The organism is Paracoccus sp. SSK6 (genome assembly GCF_039770665.1).
Lineage (GTDB): Bacteria > Pseudomonadota > Alphaproteobacteria > Rhodobacterales > Rhodobacteraceae > Paracoccus.
In genome coordinates this window covers 1-564 of sequence record NZ_JBDPNJ010000105.1, presented here as the reverse complement: position 1 = coordinate 564, position 564 = coordinate 1, and the positions used below count along the sequence as shown (strand labels likewise).

The 564-nt window shown below is 57.8% G+C and carries 1 protein-coding gene; it reads right to left on the bottom strand.

What is annotated here, in order from left to right; all coding sequences use genetic code 11:
• On the bottom strand, positions 1-185 hold a 185-nt coding region (locus AAIL68_RS17595; protein WP_347141075.1), incomplete at its 3' end, for a DUF1127 domain-containing protein.
• Between the last annotated feature and the right edge of the window lie 379 nt (positions 186-564).

The following is a 564-nucleotide window of genomic DNA, read 5'->3' as shown; positions in this document are numbered from 1 at the left end:
GTGATCATCGCGCGGCTGATGCCCAAGTCCGCCAGGTCGCGGTTGGTCAAGGCATTCAGTTCACGCACGGTCTGGCGGTAGATCACGCGGCGGGCGCGGATTTCCTGCAGGCGCTTGATCGCAGCCGACAGCCGGCTAAAGCCAAAGGAGGAGGAGGCGGTTTGGATGTGGGCGATGGCAGCCATGATGGTGTTTCCTTGTCTCGCGTCTTTGTTCTTGCGTGCACCTTGCCCGGATTGGCTTGGCACCGTCGATGCACCAAAGATGGCGCTAACATCGCTTATGCACAACAATCACCTCAGGGATGCTGCTATGCAGCATCTGCAAGGGGCGTGCATCTGTGTTACGCGGTTGCCTCACAGGGGATAACCTCAGGCACAAACGAGACAATCGCTCAAAGTTGCCCCTTTTCCTTCGGAGCAAACTTCTCCCGCCCCTTGCCCTCACAAACTGCACCGCAACATCTTGTTTGTTGCCGTCTTGAGGGGGATGGTTAGCGCTCGTTCAAGAGGGTCGTGTCTGACGACCGTGTCAGGCAGGAAGCTGCCCTATGGGAAACGTCTT